This is a genomic window from Mycolicibacter sinensis, from assembly GCF_001667375.1.
Taxonomy (GTDB): Bacteria; Actinomycetota; Actinomycetes; order Mycobacteriales; family Mycobacteriaceae; genus Mycobacterium; species Mycobacterium sinense_A.
This window is the reverse complement of sequence record NZ_LZIN01000081.1, coordinates 14029-31421: the sequence shown is the minus strand read 5'-3', so window position 1 is coordinate 31421 and position 17393 is coordinate 14029. Positions and strand designations below refer to the sequence as shown.

The following is a 17393-nucleotide window of genomic DNA, read 5'->3' as shown; positions in this document are numbered from 1 at the left end:
ACAGCGAGCCTGCTGCAGGGCCTGGCCGATGTGGTGGGACCCGCCCATGTCACCGACGACCCCGACGTGCTGGCCGGACGCAGCGTCGACTACACCGGCCGCTACCGGGGCCGGGCCGGCGCGCTGGTGCGGCCGGGATCGTCCGACGAGGTGGCCGCGGTGCTGCGGGTCTGCCGGGACGGCGGCGCTTATGTCACCGTCCAGGGCGGGCGCACCTCGCTGGTGGCCGGCACCGTCCCCGAACACGATGACGTGTTGCTGTCCACCGAGCGGCTGAACACCATCGGTGAGGTCGACGCGAAAGAGCGCCGGGTGAGCGTGGGCTCCGGCGCCACGCTCGCGTCGGTGCAGCATGCCGCCGCCGCGGCCGGCCTGCTGTTCGGGGTCGACCTGACCGCCCGCGACACCGCAACCGTCGGCGGGATGGCCTCGACCAACGCCGGCGGGCTGGCGACCGTGCACTACGGCAACATGGCCGAGCAGGTCGTCGGGGTCGAGGTGGCGCTGCCGGACGGCTCGCTGCTGCGTCGGCACAGCCAGGTGCGCGCCGACAACACCGGCTACAACCTGCCGGCACTGTTTGTCGGCGCCGAGGGCACCCTGGGCGTCATCACCGGCCTGGACCTGAGATTGCGCCCGGCGCCGGCGCATCGGGTCACCGCGGTCTGCGGCTTCACCGAGCTCGCTGCCCTGGTTGATGCCGCCCGGGTCTTCCGTGATCTGGATGGCATCGCGACGCTGGAGTTGATCGACGCGCGCGTCGCCGCACTCACCGCAGAGCGGCTCGGGGTCGCCGCGCCGGTGGGCGGCGACTGGCTGCTGCTGGTGGAGCTGGCCGGCGACACGGACCAGAGCGATCGGCTCTTCGGCCTGCTCGAGCAGGTGTCGCCCGGCGATGAGCCGGCGGTCGGCGTCGACACCGCCACCCGGCAGCGGCTCTGGCGGGTCCGCGAGGCGGTGGCCGACGTGCTGGGGGCGTTCGGCCCTCCGTTGAAGTTCGACGTCTCGCTGCCGTTGGCCGCGGTGGCCCGATTCGCCGCGGCGGCGAGCACCGTGGTGGGCCGGCACGCACCGGAGGCGCTGCCGGTGCTGTTCGGCCATATCGGTGAGGGCAACCTGCACCTGAACGTGCTGCGCTGCTCGGCGGAGGCCGAACCCGGGCTGTATGCGGCGATGATGGAGCTCATCGCGGAGTGCGGCGGCAATGTCAGTTCTGAACACGGGGTCGGCAGCCGCAAGCGGCCCTACCTGTCGATGTCGCGTGGGCCGGCCGATATCGCCGCGATGCGCACGGTCAAAGCCGCGTTCGATCCGACCGGTTACCTCAACGCCGCCGTGCTTTTCGACTAGCCGCGGTGCTTGATGCCCACCGCCTGGCGCAGCTGGGCGAGGAACTGGTCCGAGTCGTCACTGCGAATGATGTAGTGCGAGATGGCAATCCGGATGGCCGCCGCCGCCTTCACCGCGGCATCCGGACCGGTCAGCATCCGCTGCAGCCCCTCGCGCATCGGGACGATGATCCGGGAGAAGTCGCCGAGCACATGCTTGGGTTCGATGTCGATCATCCGGACGCCGGTGGAGGAGTGCTGGTAGTCGACGATGAAACGCAGTGCGGCATCGAGTTTTTCGGTGCCCTTCAGGCCTTCGGTGGCCTTGCTGAGGCCGCTGTCGAAGATGTGCCGCTCGTAGCGGGAGAATGCCGAGACCAGTTCCTCTTTCGACGGGAACCACCGGTACAGGGTGGGGCGTGACACCCCGGCCTGGGCGGCCACCTCGGACAGGCTGAGCTTGGTCATCCCGTTGCGGCCGAGGACTTCGGCGGTGGCCGCAAGGATCCGCTGCCGGGTCGAACTGTCGGGGCCGTCCACCGTGCTGCGGGTCATAGGGAGACCTTACAAAAAATAGTGCGAGTGTCAGCCGGGTTCATCGGCCCGTCGGCGCCGGCGCACCAGGACCGACTGCTGAATACCCGCCACGGCGCCCTGCTCGTCGAACAGGGTGCCGATGGTCGTGCCGATGCCGTCCGGCCCGTAGTTGGTCTCGGCGCGGATCCCGATCCACTCGCCGTCGGGAATCCGGTGCACGTGCACCACCAGGTCGGTGTTGAGGAACGTCCACGTCCTGATGTCGAGTTTGGCTCCGACACCGTTGGCATCGTCGGCCACCGCGAACAGCCGCTGCAGCGGGGTCATCGTCTCGCCGGCCACCAGGTCCACGATCGGTGAGATCCAGGCCTCGCCGGCGCCCGGCGCCAGCGGCGTGGTCAGCCACCGCCAGTCCAGGCTGTGCACGTAATTGCGATCCCAGTTCGCCGGCATGTTGTTGCTGCCGGCCTCGCTGACCGGACGCAGCGGGGCGGCCGCGGCGTGCGCGACGTCACCGGTGTCCAGGGTTTGCAGCCGCCACCCGCTCGCGCGGGCAACCGGCCGGGGACGGTGGTCGGGCCCGGGCGCCAGCATCTCGGCGCTGACCAGTTCGATCTGCTTGCCGGCCCGGTCGACCTGTGCGCGAACCCACAGTGCACCCTCGGCGGGCACCGGACCCAACAGATCGACGGCGACGCGGCTCAGCCGGGTATCGTCGCGGGCCGCCTGGCGCTCCAGGGCGCGCACCAGCAGCGCCGAAACCGGTGCGGCGTGCTGGATCTGGGCCGACCAGGTTCCTCGCACCAGGTCGGTGGCGCCGAACTTCTCCCCCCGCGGGTCGGCGGCGTCGAGCAGTTCGTAGTACGACTCGCTCATGGATTCGCCTTTCAGGGCAGCCCGGCGCCGGGTATCTCCACGGTCACCATGTCCAAGCGGGATTCGCGGGTCCCGATCAGCCGCTTGGGGTAGGCGTCGGTGCTGGACAGCAGAAACAGGGTGCGACGCTGCGGCCCGCCCAGGGTGCAGGCGATCGCGGCCCGGTCGCCGATGTCGATGCGGTGGGTGACGGTGCCGCCCTCGGTGATGCGCTCGAATTGGTGGGCCAGCGTCATCGACGTCCAGACCCCGCCGGCCGCGTCGAGGGCGATGCCGTCGGGCGGCCCGTCGAGCGTGTCGGCGAAGATCCGGCGGTCGTGCAGCCCACCGTCGGCGCCGAGGGTGAACGCGGTGAGCCGGCGGCCCATCGATTCGGCGACGATCAGCGTGCCACCGTCGGCGGTGATCACCATCCCGTTGGGAAAATCGAGGTCTTCTGCGACGGTGTGCACCCGTGCGTCCGGATCGACCCGCACGATCACGCCACCGGTGTAGGCCTGCGAACCGATGTAGCTGCCCCCGTTCGCGTCGATCACCATGTCGCCGAGGTTGGCCGGCACCCGGTCGCTGAGGTCGGCCAGGGTGGTGATCGTGTCGCCGTCGTAGTGCAGCACCTGGCGGTCCTCGGCGGACGCGATGAGCAACGAGCCGTCCGGACGGAACCCCAGCCCGGTCGGGGTGTGCCCGGGCACCGGCACCGTGGTCATCGAGCCCTGCAGGTCAACGGTGTGGATCGCTTCGCCGAGCATGTCGGAGAACCACAGCAGGCCCTCGAACCAGCGCGGGCCCTCGCCGAAGCAGAAGCCACCGGCCAGCGGGGCCGGTGACAGCGTCGAGCTCGTCTCGGCAAGGTTCACCAGGGTTGCCCTCCGGTCCTGCGGTTGTGGACGCGACCAGGCCTACTTTACAAAACGCACCCCAAATGTCACGCTCGCGGAATGGTAGAGGCCACCGACAGCATCGAGAAGTCCCCCACCGCGCACTGGTCGGTCAGCGGCCTGCTGGACCTGTTCGAGGTGACCGCCGACGGCCCGGACCGGTTCACCGGTGCCACCGGCCTCGCCGGCGACGACGAACGGCAGGTGGTGGAAGGTACCCAGCTGCTGGCGCAGGCCGTCGTCGGGGCGGCGAAACGCTTCGGCGACAAGTCGATCCGCTCGGTGCATGCGGTGTTCGCCCGGGCCGTGCTGGTGGGTGCGCCGGCGGAGTACACCATCGACGTGGTCAACGAGGGCCGCTCGACGGCCACCGCAGTCATTTCGGTGCTGCAGAACGGCAAGCGCTGCGCGACGATGACGGTGTTCGCCGACGTCCCGTCGGCCGACGTCATCACCCACCATCTGCCCCGCCCGGACGTCGCCTCACCCGCGCAGGCCAACCCCTGCGAGATGCCGATGGAGGGCCGCCAGGTGCGCCTGGTCGACGTCGTCGACGTCAACAGTCCCGACGAGGTGGGACCGCCGGAGCTCTACGCCTGGCTGCACTACGACCCCATTCCCGCTCGCGACGACCTCGCCAAGGCACTGATCGCTTATTTCACCGGCCATTTGGGCATCTCGACCACGATGCGCGCGCACGCCGGCATCGGCACCAGCCAGTCACATCTGACCGTGTCCACCGCGCCGATGACCGTCACGGTCAGTTTCCACGAACCGGTGCGGTGGGACGGCTGGATCCTCTATGGACACGAGAGCACCCAGGTGGGCGCGGGCATGTCGTATGTCCGCGGCACCGTGCACACCGAGGAGGGCCACCTCATCGCCTCCTTCGCCCAGGACGGACTGATCCGCCCGCTGCGCACCAGCGACAACAAGATCGCCGAGCAGGCGCGGCTATAGCCCACCCGGTGGCAGTTGCGCGTATCCGTCGGCGCGGTCCAGGTCGAAGCTGAAAAACCCTGCGATCGGCAGGCTTTCGGGCAGCGGCTCGGGGTAACACCAGGCCACGTCCTGCACGACGGTGTCGCCGACGACCGCAGACCAGTATTTCGCGTAGCCCTTGTAGTTGCAGTAGGTCGAGGTCGGCGACGGCTGTAGCAGCTCGGTGCGGACGAGTTCGGAAGCGACGTACAGCCGTGGCGCCAAGGCGGTCTCGAACACGATCACGGTGCGGTCGGTGTCCACCAGGGGCACGCCGGCGACCTGCACCCGCAGTGTGCGCCGGGTAGGCCGGCAGTCGACCCGGTGATAGGGATTGGGTGGGTAGTGCACCAGCTCGCGGCCCTCCTCGAACCAGGTGTCCACGGCATCCCACGGGACGCGGACGAAGCCGGGCGCCTCCGGCACGGCTTGGTGCGGCAGATCGCCGACGGCCTCAGCGGCAAAGGCGTAGGACAGTGGGTGGCCTCGGCGGTGCACCAGCACGACGCGTTCGGTGTCCAGCACGATGCGGTCAGCGCGGACCGCCTGCACCCGGCGGGGGTGCGGGTCCACGTACACCAGATCTCCGGCGATCTCGGGGGAGAACCAGCCGGCGCGCTCGGTGCTGAGCGGGCCGCGCCCGGCAACCAGACTCATTTCACCGCACCCCCTTGTTCAGATTGTGACTTTACAAAGTAGGCCTCAACTGTAATATCTCCCATGAGTTGCGTCACGCGGCTGGGCGGTACCCGCCGGGCCCGGTGATGCCCACCGGATTCTCATGACGAGCTGGGATGATGCGATGACGAGCACCGCTGCGGCGCTGGACCCGCCGGCCGAGGATCCGCATCTGCGCTATCGCCTCGATGTCATCGCGCTCGATGTCACCGCGCTGGTGCAGGCGGCCGGAGGGTGGCTGTATCACCGGGTGGCGACCGGGTGGGACGTCAACGTCCTGCTGCCCCCGCATCAGGACCTCCGGCCGCTGCAGATCCTCGGCGTGCAGACCGCGGACCTGGAGACCGAGCTGGCCGCAGCCACCGGCGATGCGGCCGGTCACGGCCTGGCGGTTCTCACCGACGCCTTCGCCGAAGATCCCCGGATCTGCCGGCGGGTGCAGTCGGCGCTGCGGCGCAGTGTGACCGAGGTCGTGCTGTGGGGCGAAGGCTGGCCGATGGCGGTGAATCAGCGACTCAGCGCGGTGCGCCACGTGCTGACTGTGGCGGGCCGGGCTTTCAAGCGCCAAGCCCTGATGGCCGCCGACGCCCGGGCCGACGGCCGGATCGACGCTCCGGAGCTGTTCCGCAGTGACCAGAAGCGTTGCCTGCCGGTCGGTTCCGATCTGATGCCGGTCGATTGATGCGCAAGCACTACGACCACACCCTGCTGTATCTGCACGAGACCATCGATCTCGGCCGCGGCCTGACCGCCGACTTCACCGGTGCGTTCACCGAGATCTACCAGCCGATGATGAGCGAGCTGGGCGCGCGACTGTTCGCAGTATGGGAGACCACCCGCTACAACGGCCACTGGCCGCAGGCCACGGTCCTCTGGGAGATCGACGCCTTCGCCGACTACGCCCGCATCGGTCGGGCGCAGGGCCGCGGCGGCAGCCACGAACGCTCCGCCGCCGAGTGGTCGGCCTACCTCGCCGGCATCGGCGCATCCGGCGAGGGCCGCATCATGTATCCCGGCCCGCACAACAAGACGCTGTCGCAACTCTGCGACATCGACTTCGATGCCACCGTGGTGATTCAGGAGATCATGCAGACCAAGCCCGGTCGCCAGGATGACTACATCCGGGAACTGGAGCGACTGTACGTGCCGTGGTCCGAACGCACCGGCAAACGCTGGCTCGGTTCGTTCACCACCACGTTCCGCTTCAACGAGGTGATCCATTACTGGGCGCTCGACGGCGACTGGGACTGCTTCGCCCAGCACTACCCGTCCTGGAAGGACCAGCCGCCGGCTGAGATCGTGACCTGGATGAGCGTGGCCCCGGCACTGCGGGACGGCTGGGAGGACTCCATCCTGCAGGCGCTGCCGCCCTCCCCACTCCAGGGAGGCACCGCATGAAAACGGTTGTGGACGCGGACTTCTCGTATGACCCGTTCGATCCGGCGGTGATGGCCGACCCGCTGCCGTATTACCGCGTGCTGCGCGATCACCATCCGGTGTACTACGTGCCGAAATGGGATCTGTATGCGATATCCCGGTTCGACGACATCTGGGAGGTGCTCGCGGTCAGTGACGGCACGTTCGTCGCCTCCGAGGGCACCCTGCCCGCGGCCAACGTACTGGCCCACCACAACACCGGGCCGGTGCCGGATCCGCCGCTGACACCGCTTCCGTTTCACGCCGTCTTCGACAAACCGATCTACGACGACATCCGCCGGCTGCAGTCACCGGCGTTTCGGCCCCGGTCGGTGACCGACTGGGCGGAGCGGATCCGCACGCTGGCCAATCAGCGCCTTGATGAGCTGCTGCCGCAGGGCCGCTTCGACCTCACCGGTGACTACGGCGGAATCGTGGTGGCCCAAGTGGTGTGCGAGCTGCTCGGTATCCCGCTCGAGCTGGCGGCCGACGTGCTGGCCGCCGTGAACGCCGGCAGCTTGGCGCAGGCCGGCAGCGGCGTCGACACTGCCGCGGCGCGGCCCAACTACCTGCAGTACCTCATCCCGGCCGTACAGGCCCGGCGCGCCGCCAATGCGCGCGACGACCTTTCGATCGTCGACGGGATGCTGCGCTACCGACTGCCCGATGGCCGCCCCCTCGACGACGTCGAAGCCGCCACCCAGCTGCTGTGCATCTTCATCGGCGGCACCGAGACGGTGCCCAAGATCGTCGCGCATGGGCTGTGGGAGCTGGCGCGCCGTCCCGACCAACTCGCCGAGGTACGAGCCGACCTGAGCAGCGTGGAACTGGCCTGCGAGGAGATGATCCGCTTCTGCGCCCCGGCACAATGGTTCGCCCGCACCGCCCGCAAACCCTTCACGCTGCACGACACCACCATCGCGCCGGGACAGCGCATCATCACGCTGCTGGCCTCGGCCAGCCGCGACGAGCGCCAATACCCCGAGCCCGACGAATTCCGATGGAACCGCCCGATCACCCGGTCGCTGGCTTTCGGCCGCGGACAGCACTTCTGCATCGGCTACCACCTGGCGCGCCTGGAAGTCACTGTGCTGGTGACCGAATGGCTGCGCCGGGTCGGCGACTACCGCATCGTCGACGACGGCGCGACCAGGCTGCCGTCGAGTTTCCAGTGGGGCTGGAACTCCATCCCGGTGGAGGTCTGAAACATGTGGGCCCACCGGCTGATCGCGCCCTATGCATTCGAGCGGATCGACGTCCCCGACCTCGCCGAGGACCAGGTCGACGAGGGCCAGGTGCTGCTGGCGTTCGTCGCCGCCGGCGTGTGCGGCAGCGACCTGCCCGCCTTCCGCGGCGCGCAGGGCAGACTGCCCGGGGACAGCGGTGCCCGCGCGGCGGAGAAGAACGGCTTCCCGATTCACGAGATCGTCGGAGACGTGATCGCCAGCCGGCACCCGCGCCACCGCCCCGGCGACCGGGTCGTCGGCTGGGCATCGGGCTTCGACGGTTTGATGCAGCGGGTGATCGCCGACGGCGACGGGCTCGCCGGCCACGACCCGACGCTGGCGCCCGAGCACGCGGTGGGTCTGCAACCGCTGGCGTGTGTGCTCTACGCAGTCGAACAACTTCCCGACCTGGCCGGCCGCCACGTGGCGGTGCTCGGGCAGGGCTCGATCGGTCTGCTGTTCAGTGCGGTCGCCAAAGCGGCCGGCGCGCGCCACGTCACCGGCGTCGACCCGGTCGACCGGCGCGCTGTCGCCGCCGCGTTCGGCGTCGACACCGTGGTGCAGTCCACCAGCGACCGCTGGGTGCATCACCTCGACGCCGGCGACCGGCCGGAGATCGTGATCGAGGCGGTCGGCCACCAGGTCGCCACCCTGAGCCACGCCATCGACGCCGTCGCGCCCGGCGGCACCGTCTTCTACTTCGGTGTCCCCGACGACGACAGCTACCCGATCAGCATGCGCACCATGCTGCGCAACAATCTGACGTTGATCTCCGGGGTGACCCGGGACCGGGCGCGGATGCTGGACGCCGCAAGCAAATTCGCCGCCGAGCATCCCGACCTGCTGGGCAGCTACGTCACCCATGTCTTCGGTGACCACGACGCGCAGGCCGCCTTCGAACTGGCGTCCCGTCCGGTGCCGGATCGGGTCAAGATCGCGATCGTCGGATGATGTCGGCGTTGCGTGCCGCGCTGACCGAGCGGACACCGCTGTGGGGCGGGTGGATCACCGGGCCGACCGTGCTCGGGCCGGAGGAATTCGCCCGGGCGGGCTATGACTACGTGGGCTTCGACGCCCAGCACAGTTATCTCGACGACGCCGCGATCGCACAACTGCTGCGCTACGTCGAACACCTGCCGATCGCCACGGCGGTGCGGCTGCCGAATGCCGATCCCGCGCCGATCGGGCGGGTGCTCGACGCCGGGGCCGACGCGGTGATCATCGCGATGATCGAAACCGCCGAGCAGGCGGCGGCCGCGGTCTCCGCCGCGCGATACCCACCGGGCGGAGTCCGCAGCTTCGGTCCGCTGCGGCCGGCGCTGGGCCGTGACCTGACCGCCTTGGAGTCGCGGGCGGACGTGTTCGCCATGATCGAAACCGCCGGCGCACTGGACGAGGTGAAGCAGATCTGCGCGGTACCCGGACTGGCCGGGGTCTACGTCGGGCCCGCCGATCTGGCGGTCTCGATGGGCGTCGACGTCACCCAGGCCACCACCCACCCCGACCTGCGGGAGGCGATGACCCGGATCCAGCAGGCGGCGTCCGCGGCGGGCGTCATCGCCGCAGCGCACGGCGGATCCGGTGCGGGTGGGCGCACCCTGGCCGGGCTGGGCTACCAGATGATCACGCTGGCCGCCGAATCCCAGGCGCTACGGTGCGGGGCGCTCGAGCATCTCAACGAGGCCAGGGGCAGGCACTGATGGGGCAACCGCGAGTGGCTTTGGTTACCGGCGCCGCCCGCGGCCAGGGCTGGGCGATCGTGGAACGGTTGCGCGCCGACGGGTTCGCCGTCGCCGCCTGCGACATCAACGAAACGGAACTGGGGGCCGCGATCAGTGCGCGGGACGATGACGCGGTGATCGGGCTCGCGCTCGACGTGACCTCCCCGGCGCAATGGGACGCCGCGGTGGCAGCGACCGTGCAACGCTTCGGGGCGCTGACCGCGCTGATCAACAACGCCGGCACTCTGCACCGGGCGGCGATCGCCGATGAAACCCCGGAGGCTTTCGAAAACGCTTGGCGGGTCAACTGTCTCGGCCCCTTCCTAGGCACCCAGGCGGCGCTACCGCAACTTCGCACCGCCGAGGGCGCCGCCATCGTGAACACCTGCAGCACCGGGGCGATCCGGCCCTTTCCGCAGCACAGCGCCTACGGATCGTCGAAGTGGGCGTTGCGCGGCCTGACCCAGACCGTCGCCGCCGAACTGGCAACGGCCGGGATCCGGGTCAACGCGGTCTTTCCCGGGCCGATCGCCACCCCGATGCTCGACGCGGGCACCCAGCAGCGACTTGCCGCGGTGGCCTCGACCGGGCGGCTCGGCCGGCCGGGCGAGGTGGCCGACGCGGTCGCCTTCCTGGTGTCTGACGCGGCGTCGTTCATCACCGGCGCCGAACTGATCGTGGACGGCGGCCAATGCCTGCAGATCCGCTGAGCGTCGGCATCATCGGTGCCGGCCCGGGCGGCCTGGCGCTGGGAATCCTGTTGCGGCGCGCGGGCTTCACCGATTTCACCATCTTCGACCGGGAGGACGGCGTCGGCGGCACCTGGCGGATCAACACCTATCCGGGGCTGGCGTGCGACGTCAAATCGCATCTGTACTCCTACTCCTTCGACCTGAACCCGCACTGGTCGCGGCAGTGGTCGAAGCAACCCGAGATCCTGGCGTACTTCGAACGCTGCGCCACCGATCACGGTCTGCAGCCGCACCTGATGCTGCGCACCGAGATCCGCTCCGCGGTGTGGGAACACGACCGCCGCCAATGGTGTCTGACCACCACCGACGGCAATGAGCACCGGTACGACGTCGTGGTCTCGGCGGTCGGCCTTTTCACCCAGCCGGTGCTGCCCGACCTGGCCGAGGAGCAGCCGTTCACCGGCACCGTCATGCACTCGGCGCGCTGGGATCACTCGGTGCGGCTCGACGGCGCCAGAATCGCCGTGCTCGGAACGGGTTCCACCGCGGCGCAACTGGTGCCGGAGTTGGCCCGGGTCGCCGAGAAGGTTTATTCGGTGCAGCGGTCGCCGACCTGGATCCTGCCCAAACCGGATCGCCGCTACAGCGCGCGGGAGCACTGGGTATTCACCCGCGTCCCGCTGGCCAAGCGGCTGTACCGGATGCGGCTGTGGCTGCGCAGCGAGGCGAACATCTCGGTGATCGAGAACGGCAGCGACAAGACGGCCGAGTTCACCGCCACCGCACGAAAGCTGTTGGACCACGCCGTCACCGACCAACGGCTCCGCGCCGCGCTGACCCCCGACCACCCGCTGGGCTGCAAACGGCTGGTCTTCTCCTCGGACTACCTGCCCGCGCTGAATCGGCCCAACGTCGAGGTGGTGACCAGCCCGGCCAAGGCCCTGCGCTCGCGATCGCTGGTCACCGAGGACGGCACCGAGTGCGACGTCGACGTGGTGGTCTGCGCCACCGGGTACGCCGCTACGGACTACCTCGGCCAGATCGAGGTGGTGGGCGAGGGCGCCAGTCTGCGGCAGGTGTGGCGCGACGGGCCGCGGGCCTACCTGGGCATGGCGATGCCCGGGTTCCCCAACTTCTTCATGCTCTACGGACCCAACACCAACGTCGGCTCCAACAGCGTCATCTTCGTGCTGGAAGCCCAAGCGCGCTACATCGTGCGGGTGCTCAAACATCTGCGGCGCCGGCGCAAGACCTATGTCGCGGTGAGGCCCGCCGCGCTGGCCGCGTTCGTCGCCAAGATCGACCGCTGGATGCAGGGCACGGTGTGGACCACGCGTTGCAGCAGTTATTTCCGAGCGGCCAACGGCCGGGTGGTCACCCAGTGGCCGCGCAGCGCCGGCGCCTTCTGGGCGATGACCCGCCGCTTCCGGGCCGCCGACTTCGTCTTCGAACCCGACCCGGTCAGAACGTGATGACCTGGCGCACCGCGGTGCCGTCGGCCAACCGGTCCATCGCCTCGTTGATGGCATCAAGGGTGATGGTCGCCGACACCAACTGCTGGACCGGCAGCTGGCCGGCGCGCCACAGCGCGACGAACTTCGGGATGTCCCGGGCGGGCACCGACGAGCCGAGATAGCTGCCGATCAGCGAGCGGCCTTCGGCCACGAAGCCCAGCGGGGACAGGCTGATCCGAGCATCGGGTGCCGGCAGGCCGACGGTGATAGTGCGGCCCCCGGGCGCGGTCAGATCGATCGCGGTCTGCAGCGCGGCCGGATGACCGACCGCCTCGATCACCATCGGTACGCGCACGCCGGCGTCGACGGCCTGCTGCGGCGTGTAGGTGCGTTGCACGCCCAGACCGCTGGCCGCCGCGAGCTTCTCGGGTAGCTGGTCGATCGCGATCACCTCGACCCCGTCGTGCGCCAGCACCGTCAGCACCGCCGCCATCCCGACCCCGCCGAGCCCGACCACCGCCACCGTCTGCCCGGCCACCGGGCGAGCCACGTTGAGCACCGCGCCGCCGCCGGTCAGCACCGCGCATCCCAGCAACGCCGCCACCGACGGCGGCACGTCCTCGGGTACCGGCACGGCGCTGGTCGCGCTGACCACCGCATGGGTGGCGAAACCGGAGACACCGAGATGGTGGAAGACCGGCTGCCCGGCCCGGTGCAGCCGGATCCCGCCGTCGAGCAGGGTGCCCGCGCCGTTGGCCGCGCTGCCCGGCTCGCAGGGGGTCAGACCCTCCGTGGCGCACGCCGGGCAATGCCCGCACCGGGGCAGGAAGGTCAGCACCACCCGCTGCCCGGGCGCGATGTGGACACCGTCGCCGGTCGCCTCGACGATGCCGGCCGCTTCGTGGCCGAGCAGCATCGGCACCGGCCGCACCCGGTTGCCGTCCACCACCGACAGATCTGAATGGCAGACTCCGGCGGCTTCCACCCGGACCAGCAGTTCCCCCGGTCCCGGCGGCGCCAGCTCCAGCTCGCTCACCGTGATCGGCCGAGACCGGGCATACGGTCGTGGCGCCCCGATCCGCTCCAGCACCGCGCCACGGATGGCAACCATGCTGGAATACAACCATGAATGCCGCGGTCCCGCCCGCCCCGGAAGGATTGACCAGCCAGGACTTTCCGGTGCACTGGCCGGTGCTGACCCGCTGGGCCGACAACGACATGTTCGGCCATCTCAACAACGCGGTGTACTACCAGCTGTTCGACACCGCGATCAACGGGTGGATCGCGGCCAACGCCCCCGACGTCGATCCGGTTGGCATGCCGGAGCTGGGGGTGGTGGCCGAGTCGGGCTGCCGTTTCCTGGGCGAGCTGGCCTTCCCGGATCGGCTGGCGGTCGGCCTGGCGGTCACCCGGCTGGGGCGCAGCAGCGTCACCTACCGGCTCGCGGTGTTCCGGGCCCCCGATAAAGAGGCGGACCCTGCCCCGCCGGCCGCGCTCGGGCACTGGGTGCACGTCTACGTCGACCGCAACACCCGGCGGCCGGTGCCGATCCCCGACGGCATCCGGGCGCTGCTGGCCACCGCCCAGGTCTAACGTCGGTCTCGGCGGGCAGACCGCCAGGATGGATATGCTCGCCCAATGCCGCTCGTGAGCAAGACCGTCGAAGTCGCCGCCGACGCCGCCACCGTCATGGGGATCGTCGCCGACTTCGAGGCGTACCCGCAGTGGAACGACGAGGTCAAAGGACTGTGGGTGCTGGCCCGCTACGACGACGGCCGGCCCAGCCAGCTGCGCCTGGACGCCTCGTACTCCGGCTTCGACGGCACCTTCATCCAGGCGGTGTACTACCCCAGCGCCACCCAGATCCAGACCGTGCTGCAGCAGGGCGACCTGTTCAGCAAGCAGGAGCAACTGTTCTCGGTGGTCGAGATCGGCGCCACCTCGCTGCTCACTGTCGACATGGATGTCGAGACGGAGATGGCGATGCCCAAGCCGATGGTCAAGAAGGCCTTCGGCAACGTCCTGGACTACCTGGCCGACAATCTCAAACGGCGCGCCGAGGAACTGGCTGCGGGAGGGTCGAATTGAGCCACCCGACAGCCGATCCCGCTGAGCAGCCCTATCGGGCCCGACGCCAGAACTGGGTCAACCAACTGGACCGGCACGCGCTGATGCAACCCGACGCCACGGCGCTGCGGTTCCTGGGCCGGACCACGACGTGGGCGCAGCTGCGGAATAGGGTCGGCGCGCTGGCCGACGCCTTGAGCCGCCGCGGTGTCGGCGCCGGCGACCGGGTGATGATCCTGATGCTCAACCGCACCGAGTTCGTCGAGGCGGTCCTGGCCGCGAACATGCTGGGCGCGATCGCCGTCCCGGTGAACTTCCGGCTCACCCCGCCCGAGCTCGCCTATCTGGTCACCGACTGCGAGGCGCGGGTACTGATCACCGAGACGGCGCTGCTGCCGGTGGCCCTCGGCGTGCGCGAGCTGACGTCCCTGCTGGACACCGTGGTGGTGGCCGGCGAAGGCGGTGAGGCCGCGGGCATGACCGCCTATGAAGACCTGATCACCGAGACCGGGCAACCGCACCCGCCGGTGGACATTCCCAACGATTCGCCGGCGCTGATCATGTACACCTCGGGCACCACCGGCCGGCCCAAGGGGGCGGTGCTCACCCACACCAACCTCACCGGCCAGGCCATGACCGCCCTCTACACCGCCGGGACCGGTCAAGGCGACGTCGCTTTCATCGGGGTGCCGTTCTTCCACATCGCCGGCGTCGGCAACCTGCTGCCGGGCATGTGGCTGGGGATTCCGACGGTGATCAATGCGCTCGGGGCGTTCGACGCCGGCCAACTGCTCGACGTGCTGGCCGCCGAGAAGGTCACCGGCATCTTCCTGGTGCCGGCCCAGTGGCAGGCGGTCTGCGCCGAGCAGCAGGCCAATCCGCGCGACATCCGGTTACGGACCATGTCCTGGGGTGCCGCCCCGGCGTCGGACACGCTGCTGCGCCAGATGGCGCAGACCTTCCCGGACACCAAGATCCTGGCGGCATTCGGGCAGACCGAGATGTCGCCGGTCACCTGCATGCTGCTGGGCGAGGACGCCATCCGGAAGCTGGGCTCGGTCGGCACCGTCATCCCGACCGTCGCCGCGCGTGTGGTCGACGAGGACATGAACGACGTCGCCGTCGGTGAGGTCGGTGAGATCGTCTACCGGGCCCCCACCTTGATGAGCGGCTACTGGAACAACCCGGAAGCCACCGCCGAGGCGTTCGCCGGCGGCTGGTTCCACTCCGGGGATCTGGTCCGGATGGACGCCGAAGGCTATGTCTGGGTGGTCGACCGTAAGAAAGACATGATCATCTCCGGCGGCGAGAACGTGTACTGCGCCGAGGTGGAGAACGTCCTGGCCGGTCACCCCGACATCGCCGAGGTCGCCGTGATCGGCCGCCCGCACGAGCAATGGGGCGAGGTCCCGATCGCGATCGCCGCGGTCACCCGGCCCGATCTGGTCTTGGCCGACCTCCAGGACTATCTGACCGAGCGACTGGCGCGTTATAAGCACCCGAAGGCGCTCGAGATCGTCGACGCCCTGCCGCGCAACCCGGCAGGGAAGGTGCTCAAAACCGAACTGCGCATTAACCACCGAACCGCCCCCGGAGCCGAGTCGGTCACCGCCACAACCGATACCGGCTAGCTCCCTACCGTTGAGGTGGCGGCACGTTACTGTCCGGTAGCGAACCTGTGTAGGTTGCGCCGAATCGATGCCATCCTCACGCAGTCATCAGGTATGGTCCGATGGTCGCCAACGGCACCTTGGGCCGCTATGGTGACGCGGGTCTCGTAGGAACATGGACGGACGGAGAAGCCACTGTGCGACGCGATCCCTTGCTGCGTCGTGACGCTGGGTCTCCGGTGAGGGGGTTGCTGTGACGGCTCCTGCGCGTCCCCGCCTGGCTGATTTCGCCCGTGATCGGCTGCTGCCGCCGCTGGTGATGGTCGGCGGGTTCTTCCGGATGTGCGCACTGACCGCGCGTGCGCTGTTCGTACCGCCGTTCCAATGGCGCGAGACGCTGCAGCAGGGCTGGTTCATCACCAGTGTCGCCATCATCCCGACCATCGCGGTCGCCATCCCGCTGACCGTGCTCCTGGTCTTCACCCTGAACATTCTGTTGGCGCAGTTCGGTGCTGCCGACGTCTCCGGCGCCGGTGCGGGCATCGCGGCCGTCACCCAGCTCGGGCCGTTGGTCACCGTGCTGGTGGTCGCCGGCGCCGGCTCCACCGCGATCTGCGCGGACCTGGGCGCCCGCACCATCCGCGAGGAGATCGACGCGATGGAGGTGCTCGGCATCGACCCGATCCACCGGCTGGTGGTGCCCCGGGTGATCGCCGCGACCGTGGTCGCGTTGCTGCTCAACGCTCTGGTGATCGTGATCGGCCTCGCCGGCGGCTTCCTGTTCGGTGTCTACCTGCAGAACGTGTCCGGCGGCGCCTATCTGTCGACGCTGACATTGCTGACGGGACTGCCCGAGGTGGTCATCTCGACGGTCAAGGCCAGCGTCTTCGGGCTTATCGCAGGCTTGGTCGGTTGTTATCGGGGTCTTACGGTTCGGGGCGGGTCCAAGGGGCTCGGGACTGCCGTCAACGAGACGGTGGTGCTCTGCGTCCTTGCGCTGTTCGCCGTGAACGTGGTGCTGACCACCATCGGCGTGAAGTTCGGAACGGGGACCTGACATGTCGACATCGGCAGTGCTGCGGGGCCGGTTTCCCGGCCTGATCGCGAACTATCACCGTTACGTCGGGGCGGCCGGCCGCTCCCTGGAGAAGAGCGGCCAGCTCGGCTGGTTCTCGGCGACCGCCGTGCGGCAAATCCCCTGGGCGCTGCGGCGGTACCGCACCGAGACGCTGCGCCTGATCGCCGAGCTGGGCATGGGCACCGGCGCGATGGCCGTGATCGGCGGCACCGTGGCCATCATGGGGTTCGTGATGCTGGCCGGCGGCTCGCTGATCGCCATCCAGGGCTTCACCTCGCTGGGCAACATCGGGGTGGAGACCTACACCGGTTTCGCCGCGGCGCTGGTCAACGTCCGTGTCGTCGGGCCGGTCAACGCCGGCATCGCCCTGGCTGCCACCGTCGGAGCCGGAGCAACCGCCGAACTCGGGGCGATGCGGATCAGTGAGGAGATCGACGCACTCGAGGTGATGGGGATCAACTCGATCTCCTACCTGGTGTCGACCCGGGTGGTGGCCGGCTTCACCGTGATCATCCCGCTGTACGCGCTCGCGCTGATCATGGCGTTCGCCTCGCCGCAGATCGTCACCACGTTGTTCTTCGGACAGTCGTCGGGAACCTATGAGCATTACTTCCGGACGTTCCTACGTCCCGACGACGTGTTCTGGTCATTCCTGGAAACCATCCTGATCGCGGTGGTGGTCATGATCACGCACTGTTATTACGGGTTCAACGCCAGCGGCGGCCCGGTCGGTGTCGGCGCCGCCGTGGGCCAGTCGATGCGCCTGTCCCTGGTCACGGTGCCCACTGTCGTGTTGCTCGCAGCGTTGGCGCTCTACGGCGTCGACCCCAACTTCAACCTGACGATGTGAC

At 69.2% G+C, this 17393-nt stretch carries 19 protein-coding genes; 14 read left to right on the top strand and 5 right to left on the bottom strand.

All coding sequences use genetic code 11. The annotated features are described in order from the left end of the window. Positions 1-9 precede the first annotated feature (9 nt). Complete coding sequence (locus A5771_RS16945; protein WP_064856392.1) at positions 10-1350, top strand: FAD-binding oxidoreductase; 1341 nt, start codon at positions 10-12, stop codon at positions 1348-1350. Here A5771_RS16945 and A5771_RS16940 read toward each other — a convergent pair. From A5771_RS16940 to A5771_RS16930, 3 genes are read right to left on the bottom strand one after another with little or no spacing between them, the layout of a single operon-like run. Continuing rightward, positions 1347-1883, bottom strand: coding sequence for a TetR/AcrR family transcriptional regulator (locus A5771_RS16940; RefSeq protein WP_064856351.1), 537 nt, complete (start codon positions 1881-1883; stop codon positions 1347-1349). The genes A5771_RS16945 and A5771_RS16940 overlap by 4 nt on opposite strands. A gap of 30 nt (positions 1884-1913) precedes the next feature. After that, positions 1914-2741, bottom strand: a complete 828-nt coding sequence (locus A5771_RS16935) for a thioesterase family protein (RefSeq protein ID WP_064856350.1) — start codon at positions 2739-2741, stop codon at positions 1914-1916. Positions 2742-2752: 11 nt separating this feature from the next. After that, positions 2753-3571, bottom strand: a complete 819-nt coding sequence (locus tag A5771_RS16930) for an SMP-30/gluconolactonase/LRE family protein (RefSeq protein WP_064856391.1) — start codon at positions 3569-3571, stop codon at positions 2753-2755. A 108-nt stretch (positions 3572-3679) separates the two neighbouring features. Here A5771_RS16930 and A5771_RS16925 point away from each other — a divergent pair, with 108 nt between their 5' ends. Continuing rightward, complete coding sequence (locus A5771_RS16925; RefSeq protein WP_064856349.1) at positions 3680-4579, top strand: acyl-CoA thioesterase; 900 nt, start codon at positions 3680-3682, stop codon at positions 4577-4579. Here the strand turns inward: A5771_RS16925 and A5771_RS16920 are convergent. Continuing rightward, positions 4574-5257: a DUF427 domain-containing protein gene (locus tag A5771_RS16920; protein WP_064856348.1), complete on the bottom strand. Its 684-nt coding sequence runs from the start codon at positions 5255-5257 to the stop codon at positions 4574-4576. The genes A5771_RS16925 and A5771_RS16920 overlap by 6 nt on opposite strands. Before the next feature lie 145 nt (positions 5258-5402). Here A5771_RS16920 and A5771_RS16915 point away from each other — a divergent pair, with 145 nt between their 5' ends. The 7 genes from A5771_RS16915 to A5771_RS16885 are packed head-to-tail and all read left to right on the top strand — an operon-like array spanning position 5403 to position 11805. After that, entirely contained in the window at positions 5403-5960 is a 558-nt protein-coding gene (locus tag A5771_RS16915) for a hypothetical protein (protein ID WP_082947287.1), read from the top strand. Further along, positions 5960-6676: a hypothetical protein gene (locus tag A5771_RS16910; RefSeq protein ID WP_064856347.1), complete on the top strand. Its 717-nt coding sequence runs from the start codon at positions 5960-5962 to the stop codon at positions 6674-6676. The genes A5771_RS16915 and A5771_RS16910 overlap by 1 nt, the downstream gene beginning before the upstream one ends. Next, complete coding sequence (locus A5771_RS16905) at positions 6673-7899, top strand: cytochrome P450 (RefSeq protein WP_064856346.1); 1227 nt, start codon at positions 6673-6675, stop codon at positions 7897-7899. Before A5771_RS16910 ends, A5771_RS16905 begins: the two co-directional genes overlap by 4 nt. A gap of 3 nt (positions 7900-7902) precedes the next feature. Continuing rightward, on the top strand, positions 7903-8871 hold the full coding sequence (locus A5771_RS16900; RefSeq protein ID WP_064856345.1) for a zinc-binding dehydrogenase: 969 nt from the start codon (positions 7903-7905) through the stop codon (positions 8869-8871). Next, positions 8868-9620, top strand: coding sequence for an HpcH/HpaI aldolase family protein (locus A5771_RS16895; RefSeq protein ID WP_064856344.1), 753 nt, complete (start codon positions 8868-8870; stop codon positions 9618-9620). The genes A5771_RS16900 and A5771_RS16895 overlap by 4 nt, the downstream gene beginning before the upstream one ends. After that, positions 9620-10351, top strand: coding sequence for an SDR family NAD(P)-dependent oxidoreductase (locus A5771_RS16890; RefSeq protein ID WP_064856343.1), 732 nt, complete (start codon positions 9620-9622; stop codon positions 10349-10351). Before A5771_RS16895 ends, A5771_RS16890 begins: the two co-directional genes overlap by 1 nt. Beyond that, entirely contained in the window at positions 10333-11805 is a 1473-nt protein-coding gene (locus A5771_RS16885; protein WP_064856342.1) for a flavin-containing monooxygenase, read from the top strand. Before A5771_RS16890 ends, A5771_RS16885 begins: the two co-directional genes overlap by 19 nt. On the opposite strand, the gene A5771_RS16880 is transcribed toward A5771_RS16885, so the two are convergent. Further along, a complete protein-coding gene (locus A5771_RS16880; RefSeq protein WP_064856389.1) occupies positions 11795-12898 on the bottom strand; it encodes an alcohol dehydrogenase catalytic domain-containing protein in 1104 nt (367 codons plus the stop codon). The two genes, A5771_RS16885 and A5771_RS16880, sit on opposite strands and share 11 nt — an antisense overlap. Before the next feature lie 14 nt (positions 12899-12912). Between A5771_RS16880 and A5771_RS16875 the strand changes: the two genes are divergently transcribed. The 5 genes from A5771_RS16875 to A5771_RS16855 all read left to right on the top strand — a co-directional run bounded on the left by A5771_RS16875 (position 12913) and on the right by A5771_RS16855 (position 17392). Continuing rightward, a complete protein-coding gene (locus A5771_RS16875; RefSeq protein WP_064856341.1) occupies positions 12913-13380 on the top strand; it encodes an acyl-CoA thioesterase in 468 nt (155 codons plus the stop codon). 45 nt (positions 13381-13425) lie between these two features. Further along, positions 13426-13875 carry an SRPBCC family protein gene (locus A5771_RS16870; RefSeq protein WP_064856340.1) on the top strand — a complete coding sequence of 150 codons (450 nt, stop codon included), beginning with the start codon at positions 13426-13428 and terminating at the stop codon, positions 13873-13875. Further along, positions 13872-15485: a fatty-acid--CoA ligase FadD5 gene (gene fadD5, locus A5771_RS16865; RefSeq protein WP_064856339.1), complete on the top strand. Its 1614-nt coding sequence runs from the start codon at positions 13872-13874 to the stop codon at positions 15483-15485. The genes A5771_RS16870 and fadD5 overlap by 4 nt, the downstream gene beginning before the upstream one ends. A 298-nt stretch (positions 15486-15783) precedes the next feature. Then, the gene (locus A5771_RS16860; protein ID WP_109401185.1) at positions 15784-16521 is read left to right on the top strand and encodes an MlaE family ABC transporter permease; all 738 of its coding nucleotides are present in this window, start codon (positions 15784-15786) and stop codon (positions 16519-16521) included. Between the two features lies 1 nt (position 16522). After that, positions 16523-17392 carry an ABC transporter permease gene (locus A5771_RS16855; RefSeq protein WP_064856337.1) on the top strand — a complete coding sequence of 290 codons (870 nt, stop codon included), beginning with the start codon at positions 16523-16525 and terminating at the stop codon, positions 17390-17392. Position 17393 lies beyond the last annotated feature (1 nt).

Bases quoted from the DNA above. Each gene is read 5' to 3' on its own strand.
- A5771_RS16935 (WP_064856350.1), bottom strand. From the start codon at position 2,741: ATGAGCGAGTCGTACTACGAACTGCTCGACGCCGCCGACCCGCGGGGG.
- A5771_RS16915 (WP_082947287.1), top strand. From the start codon at position 5,403: ATGACGAGCACCGCTGCGGCGCTGGACCCGCCGGCCGAGGATCCGCAT.
- A5771_RS16880 (WP_064856389.1), bottom strand. From the start codon at position 12,898: ATGGTTGCCATCCGTGGCGCGGTGCTGGAGCGGATCGGGGCGCCACGA.
- A5771_RS16885 (WP_064856342.1), top strand. From the start codon at position 10,333: ATGCCTGCAGATCCGCTGAGCGTCGGCATCATCGGTGCCGGCCCGGGC.
- A5771_RS16925 (WP_064856349.1), top strand. From the start codon at position 3,680: ATGGTAGAGGCCACCGACAGCATCGAGAAGTCCCCCACCGCGCACTGG.
- A5771_RS16860 (WP_109401185.1), top strand. From the start codon at position 15,784: ATGGTCGGCGGGTTCTTCCGGATGTGCGCACTGACCGCGCGTGCGCTG.
- A5771_RS16910 (WP_064856347.1), top strand. From the start codon at position 5,960: ATGCGCAAGCACTACGACCACACCCTGCTGTATCTGCACGAGACCATC.
- A5771_RS16900 (WP_064856345.1), top strand. From the start codon at position 7,903: ATGTGGGCCCACCGGCTGATCGCGCCCTATGCATTCGAGCGGATCGAC.
- A5771_RS16920 (WP_064856348.1), bottom strand. From the start codon at position 5,257: ATGAGTCTGGTTGCCGGGCGCGGCCCGCTCAGCACCGAGCGCGCCGGC.
- A5771_RS16905 (WP_064856346.1), top strand. From the start codon at position 6,673: ATGAAAACGGTTGTGGACGCGGACTTCTCGTATGACCCGTTCGATCCG.
- A5771_RS16940 (WP_064856351.1), bottom strand. From the start codon at position 1,883: ATGACCCGCAGCACGGTGGACGGCCCCGACAGTTCGACCCGGCAGCGG.
- A5771_RS16870 (WP_064856340.1), top strand. From the start codon at position 13,426: ATGCCGCTCGTGAGCAAGACCGTCGAAGTCGCCGCCGACGCCGCCACC.
- A5771_RS16875 (WP_064856341.1), top strand. From the start codon at position 12,913: ATGAATGCCGCGGTCCCGCCCGCCCCGGAAGGATTGACCAGCCAGGAC.
- A5771_RS16855 (WP_064856337.1), top strand. From the start codon at position 16,523: ATGTCGACATCGGCAGTGCTGCGGGGCCGGTTTCCCGGCCTGATCGCG.
- A5771_RS16895 (WP_064856344.1), top strand. From the start codon at position 8,868: ATGATGTCGGCGTTGCGTGCCGCGCTGACCGAGCGGACACCGCTGTGG.
- A5771_RS16890 (WP_064856343.1), top strand. From the start codon at position 9,620: ATGGGGCAACCGCGAGTGGCTTTGGTTACCGGCGCCGCCCGCGGCCAG.